Source organism: Komagataeibacter melomenusus, from assembly GCF_013155395.1.
GTDB classification, from domain to species: Bacteria; Pseudomonadota; Alphaproteobacteria; order Acetobacterales; family Acetobacteraceae; genus Komagataeibacter; species Komagataeibacter melomenusus.
The window spans coordinates 44,104-51,047 of record NZ_JABJWC010000022.1; the positions used below are offsets into that span (position 1 = coordinate 44,104).

At 61.8% G+C, this 6,944-nt stretch carries 9 protein-coding genes and 1 pseudogene; 6 read left to right on the top strand and 4 right to left on the bottom strand.

All coding sequences use genetic code 11. The features are described from left to right. Positions 1 to 11: 11 nt before the first annotated feature. From HNW77_RS09905 to HNW77_RS09915, 3 genes are all read right to left on the bottom strand, one after another. On the bottom strand, positions 12 to 908 hold the full coding sequence (locus HNW77_RS09905; RefSeq protein WP_159263350.1) for an abortive infection family protein: 897 nt from the start codon (positions 906 to 908) through the stop codon (positions 12 to 14). Further along, positions 905 to 1,567 carry a hypothetical protein gene (locus tag HNW77_RS17735; protein WP_159263348.1) on the bottom strand — a complete coding sequence of 221 codons (663 nt, stop codon included), beginning with the start codon at positions 1,565 to 1,567 and terminating at the stop codon, positions 905 to 907. The genes HNW77_RS09905 and HNW77_RS17735 overlap by 4 nt, the downstream gene beginning before the upstream one ends. Before the next feature lie 189 nt (positions 1,568 to 1,756). Further along, positions 1,757 to 1,909 (bottom strand): hypothetical protein, encoded by a 153-nt coding sequence (locus HNW77_RS09915; protein ID WP_007396835.1) that lies wholly within the window; start codon positions 1,907 to 1,909, stop codon positions 1,757 to 1,759. A 172-nt stretch (positions 1,910 to 2,081) separates the two neighbouring features. Between HNW77_RS09915 and HNW77_RS09920 the strand changes: the two genes are divergently transcribed. The 6 genes and pseudogenes from HNW77_RS09920 to HNW77_RS09945 all read left to right on the top strand — a co-directional run. Then, positions 2,082 to 4,082, top strand: coding sequence for a conjugal transfer protein TraG (locus HNW77_RS09920; protein ID WP_172157285.1), 2,001 nt, complete (start codon positions 2,082 to 2,084; stop codon positions 4,080 to 4,082). A 7-nt stretch (positions 4,083 to 4,089) separates the two neighbouring features. Next, complete coding sequence (locus HNW77_RS09925; protein WP_007396833.1) at positions 4,090 to 4,521, top strand: ribbon-helix-helix protein, CopG family; 432 nt, start codon at positions 4,090 to 4,092, stop codon at positions 4,519 to 4,521. A 149-nt stretch (positions 4,522 to 4,670) separates the two neighbouring features. After that, the gene (gene trbB, locus HNW77_RS09930) at positions 4,671 to 5,648 is read left to right on the top strand and encodes a P-type conjugative transfer ATPase TrbB (RefSeq protein ID WP_007396831.1); all 978 of its coding nucleotides are present in this window, start codon (positions 4,671 to 4,673) and stop codon (positions 5,646 to 5,648) included. Further along, entirely contained in the window at positions 5,645 to 5,977 is a 333-nt protein-coding gene (locus tag HNW77_RS09935; RefSeq protein ID WP_039998461.1) for a TrbC/VirB2 family protein, read from the top strand. The genes trbB and HNW77_RS09935 overlap by 4 nt, the downstream gene beginning before the upstream one ends. Next, a complete protein-coding gene (locus tag HNW77_RS09940) occupies positions 5,977 to 6,255 on the top strand; it encodes a VirB3 family type IV secretion system protein (RefSeq protein WP_007396829.1) in 279 nt (92 codons plus the stop codon). Before HNW77_RS09935 ends, HNW77_RS09940 begins: the two co-directional genes overlap by 1 nt. Before the next feature lie 13 nt (positions 6,256 to 6,268). Next, positions 6,269 to 6,820 (top strand): annotated as a pseudogene (locus HNW77_RS09945) (conjugal transfer protein TrbE); the annotation flags it as partial. 7 nt (positions 6,821 to 6,827) lie between these two features. On the opposite strand, the gene HNW77_RS09950 reads toward HNW77_RS09945, so the two are convergent. Then, positions 6,828 to 6,944, bottom strand: a 117-nt coding sequence (locus tag HNW77_RS09950) for a transposase (protein WP_018308590.1), incomplete at its 5' end; no start/stop codon positions are given.

The following is a 6,944-nucleotide window of genomic DNA, read 5'->3' on the forward strand; positions in this document are numbered from 1 at the left end:
ATGACTGATCTTCAGATTTGCTCAGCATGTTGGGGCAGGGCACGATGTTCCTGGCGTTCCCAGGTTTCGATCAGGAACAGTGCCAACGAACTCGCCGCATTGATGGCAAGCCGAGCAATCCGCGCGTCAATGCGCCGGAAACCTTTTTCGCGACCATGCGCATCTCCACCGTGCGTTCGTAATGCGCCAATGCCTTTGGCAACGGAAGTGAGACCACTGAGCGTCTGACGGATGTCCGCTTCTATTTCCGATGGAAAATCTGTACGCCCTGGAGACAGGCCAAGGGGTATCTGCACAGCGCGGATCAGCCCATCGATATCCTTTTTAGGCGGCAGTGGCAGGGCAAGTTCCACGAGGATCGAACGGCATACTGCCTCAATCAGGGAACAGGCCGCTGTCACCGCATCTTCTGGATCGCTTTCCAGATTTGGGAGAGCCCGTGCGATTTCCATCTGAACCGTGTCGAAATCCAGCGTGGCCACTTTCTTGATAAATGGTTCGACAATTCCACCGGCTCCCTGACGCTCTGTCAGAACAGCCTTCCCGCCGACGATAACGACGGCCAGCTGGTCGGCTCCAAGAGCCTTGTTGAGATGCTCGCGTACAGCGGTCGCTCTGTCAGGGTGCTCCAGATAGGTGCGGGGGTCACAGACCTGTTCGATAATCCGGGTGAGATAGACCTCAGCATTACCATCAGGGTGGTTAGCGACCTTGCGGATGAAGTCAGTTGTGGCCGGGACGCGCGAACTCGCGCCGATACGCATATCGAGGCCACAGTTGAGAAAGAACTGCTCGATTTTGGGGCCTGAGCGATAGATACCAATTGGTGGTGTATTATCGTTTCCAGCACCACCCGTGATCGTATCGACCAAAGCTTTGATAACAAACGGAGAGAACTTGCCGGTCATGGCTTCATCGTGAGCAGGGTGAGAACAGTCTGCTTTCGATCCATCCAGGCGGCAGCCACCTGACTGCGCCATGCGATCATGTCATGGATCCGTTGATAATCATCGGCGATATTCCGAGTGAAGATTGGTTCGTGATGCGCGATCCGGTTCCTCAGACGTCGAATGATCTGGAGGTCCGCGTAGGCTGCTGCCCGCAATTGCGAGATCGTTGGTCCTGATGGTGCTCCGGGGAAACAGGTACGCAAATGCGTGTTCCAGATGCGGCTGTCCTGACCGGCAGTGAAAATATTCTCCCAGAATGCAAACTTTAATTCAGCTATGATCTTGCCGGTTGTGGGCAGCGTCGAGGCGCGAGACTGAAGATCGATCGCCGGGTTATATCGCGCCCGACCTTTCGGGCGAGGCAGGCTTCGGATGAAGCCATTGTTCCATGGCCAGTTGGCACCATGGACGTGCTCAATCGCTTCAGCGATGCCATTGCGGACAGCAACCTCGCAGACCTGAAGCGGGATGATCAGCGCCGATGAAACGTCGAGATTCCACTCATAAAGTGCGAGAGCCTTTTCCCGGTCGTTGCCCATGGCTTGCAGGTATGTTGCAAAGCGTGGTGCGGAAATGACGACGGGCAGATCCTGTATCTCGGCCGGGGAGAAAGGCAATGAGGAGTTCCTGTAGGCACGATATTGACGGTGGCATCAGAGCCACGATATAAGAACGCAGCGGCTTTGAGAACGCGGGCTTATGCCCCCCCTCATCGTCCAAGGATATATTAAGGCCCGCCGAAAGGCGGGCCTTTTTCTTTATATTGCCCGTCAAGCGCCTTGGCCAGAGTGACTATGGCGGGCAGTTCAAAGCGTTGGAAATTCATCGCTCAGGAAGCCGTGCCCTGTGTGCAATGCGTTCACCGCATCAATCACATGGTCGAGCTTCCGCTGTTCCTCCGTGCATTGCTGATCGACGGTATCGTCAGACGGGGGGAAGAGGGGCGATGATCCGGTCATGGCTCGACTCCTTCCGGGGTTATTCTGCGCATGATGTGCGGGTTTGGCTGTAGTCCGCAACGTGCAAGTATTTTTTCGCTCCTGTACGCACTGGTACGACAGGTGACACAGGACGCTTGCTTCTCGGAAAATCCCGGTTCTTCGCTGTCTCCCATGACAAGGGGAGGGATCGATGGACCAGCCGGGAACACGTATCCAGTGGGGACAGGCGCTCGTGGTCCTGTCCATGATCGTGCTGTCCTGGTGGACGGCCACTCAATGGACGGCCTGGGAACTGGCGTTCCAACCGGAACTCGGTCAACCGTGGTTCACGGTTCTGCATCGTTGGCCGGTCTACGCTCCGCCGCTTTTTTTCTGGTGGTGGTATGAGTTCGACGCCTACGTGCCGGCGGTCTTCGCGCGCGGCGCCTGGATCGCGGGTTCCGGCGGGGTGCTGGCTTTTGCAGCGGCCGTGGCGCTGTCCGTCCACCGCGCCCGTGAGGCAAAGCGGGCCGCGACCTATGGCTCCGCCCGCTGGGCCGAGGACGCGGAAATCCGCGCGGCCGGACTGCTGGGCGAGGATGGCGTGGTGCTGGGCAAATACCGCCGGGCCTATCTCCGACATGACGGTCCCGAGCACGTCCTGACCTTCGCGCCGACGCGCACCGGCAAGGGTGTGGGGATGGTGATCCCCACGCTCCTGACCTGGCCGGGTTCGGCCATCATCCATGACATCAAGGGCGAGAACTGGCAGATTACGACCGGTTTCCGGAATCGCTTCGGGCGGGTGCTGCTGTTCGATCCCACCAATCCGGCGTCCTCGGCCTACAATCCGCTGCTGGAGGTCCGACGCGGGGCGTCGGAGGTCCGCGACGTGCAGAACATCGCCGACATTCTGGTCGATCCCGAAGGGTCGCTGGAACGGCGCAATCACTGGGAGAAAACCTCCCATGCCCTGCTGGTCGGTGCGATCCTGCATGTGCTCTATGCCGAGGACGACAAGACGCTCGCCGGGGTGGCGAAATTTCTCTCCGACCCCAAGCGGTCGATCGAGGCGACCCTGTCGGCCATGATGCGCACGAACCATCTGGACGGGAAGGGACCGCATCCCGTCGTGGCCTCGGCGGCGCGGGAGCTGCTCAACAAATCAGATAACGAGCGCTCCGGCGTGCTGTCCACCGCCATGTCGTTTCTCGGCCTCTACCGTGATCCGGTGGTGGCTACCGTGACCAGTCGCTGCGAATGGCGGATCGGTGACCTGCTGGAGGGCGAGCAGCCCGTCTCCCTGTATTTCGTCATCCCGCCTTCGGATATCAGCCGCACCAAACCGCTGATCCGCCTGATCCTCAACCAGATCGGGCGGAGACTGACGGAGGATCTGTCTGGCCGGGAGGGGCGGCGTCGCCTGCTGCTGATGCTCGACGAGTTTCCTGCTCTTGGCCGGCTGGATTTCTTCGAGAGCGCGCTGGCCTTTATGGCGGGCTACGGGATCAAGGCGTTCCTGATCGCGCAATCCCTTAACCAGATCGACAAGGCATACGGCCAGAACAACAGCATCCTGGACAATTGTCACGTCAGGGTCAGTTTCGCCACGAACGATGAACGCACCGCGAAGCGGGTGTCCGATGGGCTGGGTGTGGCCACCGAAATCCGGTCGCAGAAGAACTATGCCGGGCACCGGCTGTCGCCCTGGCTCGGGCATCTCATGGTATCACGGCAGGAGAGTGCGCGGCCCCTGATGACGGTGGGCGAAGTCATGCAGATCCCGGCACGGGAGGAAGTCGTCATGGTGGCGGGGTGTCCACCGATCCGCGCACGGAAAGCGCGGTATTTCCGGGATCGCCGCTTCGTCGAGCGCGTCCTGCCGCCGCCCGATCCCACGCAATTGCCCCGGCCTGTCCGGCCCGATGACTGGAGTGGTCGTCCGTCTCCTGTCACCCCGCCACCGGAGCAGGCGGGGGCGTCGGCGGCACCGGATAAACCCGGCGATGCCGATAGTGATGAATCCCTCGACACGGGACGGAAATGGTCGCGCGAGCATGACCCAGCGGATATCGGCAAGCACAGGAAGCCCACAGCGCCTGACCTCTTTGGCGAGGAACTGCCACCGGATCCGGAAGCGCGGGATCGTGCCGACCTGACGCGGATTGCCCGGCAGGCTGGTCTCGACCGTGGCAACGATCTCGGGCTGTGAGGGCGCAATGAGGACATCCCCGAAAAAGGCGCGGCTGTCGGTCTATCTGGAACCCAAGCTGCTGGACGCCCTGACAGCCCATGCGGCGCGGCGCGATCTGTCCCTCTCCTTGGTGGCGGAAGCGGCCATCGCATCCTTCCTATCGCCCGATGCTGATGAGCGGCGGGAAGCGGCGATGAGTCGCAGGCTGGACCGCCTCGACCGGCAGGTCGCCCGTATGGAGCGCGATCTCGGGATCAGCCTTGAGACGCTGGCGCTGTTCATCCGCTACTGGATGACGGTCAGTCCGCCCTTGCCGGAACCGGCTGCAGCGGCGGCGCGGGCGCAGGGGGCGGAACGCTACGAAGCGTTCGTGGCTGCCCTTGGCCGACGACTCAGCCGGGGGCCGTTCTTTCGGCATGAGATCCCGGAGGATGTACCTCCCACATCGGAATCATGATGTCCGCAGCCAGCAAGTAAAAACCGCATCCGTTACGATCCTGTACGATCGCAGGAAAATGCTGTTGAAAACGGGAGAAAACAACACTCTCTAATGATCCCCGTCGTCGTCCGGAAAGGCCGGATGACCCAAATGGACGGGGGGCTTCCATGGCGGTTACATCGATTGAGAGTGGCGCCCGACAACGTGGGATTTCCATGCTGCGCACGGCGATGGGACCAGCGATTGCGGGGCACCTTGCTGATCCGGCCGTGGTCGAGGTCATGCTCAATCCCGACGGGCGGCTCTGGATCGACCGCCTGTCCGAGGGGCTGTCCGACACGGGGGAAACCATCACACCTGCCGATGCCGAGCGCATCGTGCGTCTGGTCGCCCACCATGTCGGAGCCGAGGTGCATGACGGTGCGCCGCGTGTCTCGGCCGAACTCCCGACCGGTGAGCGGTTTGAGGGACTGCTGCCACCTGTGGTGACGGCTCCGTGCTTCGCGATCCGCAAGCCCGCCGTCGCGGTGTTCACCCTCGACGACTATGTCGAGGCCGGGATCATGACTGAGGGGCAAGCACATTTCCTGCGCCAGGCCGTTGCCGAGAGAAAGAACATCCTGGTCGCTGGCGGCACGTCCACCGGCAAGACCACGCTGGTCAACGCCCTGCTGGCCGAGGTTGCGAAAACCGACGACCGGGTCGTGCTGATCGAAGATACGCGCGAACTGCAATGTGCTGCGCCCAACCTTGTCTCGCTCCGTACGCGCGACGGCATCGTGACCCTGTCCGAACTGGTGCGCTCGGCCCTGCGCCTGCGGCCTGATCGTATCCCGATTGGTGAGGTGCGCGGTCCCGAGGCACTGGATCTGCTCAAGGCATGGGGCACAGGCCATCCCGGCGGCATCGGCACGCTGCATGCGGGCACCGCCATAGGTGCCCTGCACCGCATGGAGCAACTGATCCAGGAGATCGTCGTCACCGTGCCCCGCGCGCTGATTGCAGAGACGATCGACGTGATCGCCGTCCTGTCCGGACGGGGCGTGCAGCGCCGGTTGTCCGAACTCGCCACGGTGGATGGGCTTGATCCCGCCACAGGCGCCTATCGCATCCATCCCTTCCAGCATCCGGGAGAACCTCAATGACCCATGCCATAATCCGCGTGCGTCGACACGCGCCTGTCCTTTCCGCCATGCTGCTGTTGTCCGTGGTGTGGTGTTCCTCGGCCCTGGCGTCCGGGTCGGACATGCCGTGGGAGGAACCGCTCAACCAGATTCTGGAATCGGTGCAGGGACCGGTGGCGCGCATCGTGTCGGTGATCATCATCACCGTGACCGGCCTGACCCTGGCCTTTGGCGAAACATCCGGCGGCTTCCGTCGCCTGATCCAGATCGTCTTCGGCCTGTCCATCGCTTTTGCGGCCAGCTCGTTCTTTCTGTCGTTCTTCTCCTTCTCGGGTGGAGCACTGATCTGATGGCCGCCGGATATGACGATGACGCGGTGCCGGGTTTTCATGTCCCGGTGCATCGCTCCCTGACCGATCCGATCCTGCTGGGTGGCGCACCCCGTACGCTGGCGATCGCCAACGGTACGCTGGGGGCTGCGATCTCGCTGGGGCTGCGGCTCTGGCTGGTTGGAGCCGTGTTCTGGATCGTCGGGCACGGGCTCGCGGTCTGGGGTGCCAAACGCGATCCGCAGTTCGTCGAGGTGGGACGGCGACATCTCCGTTACCCCGCCTGGCTGCGGTCATAGGGAGGGCAGGGCGATGATGTCCCTTGGCGAATATCGCAACCGTGCTGCCCTCCTGTCGGATTTTCTCCCATGGGCCGCGCTCATGGAACAGGGTGTGGTCCTGAACAAGGACGGTTCATTCCAGCGCACGGCAAAAATTCGTGGTCCCGATCTGGACAGTGCCACACCAGCGGAACTGGTTGGAGTCACTGGCAGGCTGAACAATGCCCTGCGCCGTCTGGGCTCGGGCTGGGCGATGTTCGTCGAGGCGCAGCGCGTGCCCGCGACAGTATATCCCGACAGCGATTTCCCCGATGCGGCCAGCCAGATGGTCGATCTCGAACGTCATGAGCAGTTCGAGGATGAGGGCGTGCATTTCGAGAGCCAGTATTTCCTGACGCTGGTCTGGTTGCCGCCTGCGGAATCATCAGGCCGTGCCGAACGGTTTCTCTATGAGGGCCGGGAGCGGGAGGGACCGGATCCGCATGGCATGCTCCATACGTTCGTGGACCGCACGGATCGGATGCTTGCCCTGCTGGACGGGTTCATGCCTGAAGCGGCATGGCTCAATGACGGCGAAACGCTAGGGCCTGTTAGGGCTTGATCCAGTCTGCTGCGGCAGCGATGTGGATGACCGCGAGGAACGACGTTGCTGTTTTTTCATATCTGGTTGCGACAGCGCGCCACTCCTTGAGGCGAGCCCAGAGGTT

Excerpts from the sequence above, each read along its gene's own strand:
- trbB (WP_007396831.1), top strand. The coding sequence starts at position 4,671 with ATGGCGGTTACATCGATTGAGAGTGGCGCCCGACAACGTGGGATTTCC.
- HNW77_RS09905 (WP_159263350.1), bottom strand. The coding sequence starts at position 908 with ATGACCGGCAAGTTCTCTCCGTTTGTTATCAAAGCTTTGGTCGATACG.
- HNW77_RS09925 (WP_007396833.1), top strand. The coding sequence starts at position 4,090 with ATGAGGACATCCCCGAAAAAGGCGCGGCTGTCGGTCTATCTGGAACCC.
- HNW77_RS09915 (WP_007396835.1), bottom strand. The coding sequence starts at position 1,909 with ATGACCGGATCATCGCCCCTCTTCCCCCCGTCTGACGATACCGTCGAT.
- HNW77_RS09920 (WP_172157285.1), top strand. The coding sequence starts at position 2,082 with ATGGACCAGCCGGGAACACGTATCCAGTGGGGACAGGCGCTCGTGGTC.
- HNW77_RS09940 (WP_007396829.1), top strand. The coding sequence starts at position 5,977 with ATGGCCGCCGGATATGACGATGACGCGGTGCCGGGTTTTCATGTCCCG.
- HNW77_RS09935 (WP_039998461.1), top strand. The coding sequence starts at position 5,645 with ATGACCCATGCCATAATCCGCGTGCGTCGACACGCGCCTGTCCTTTCC.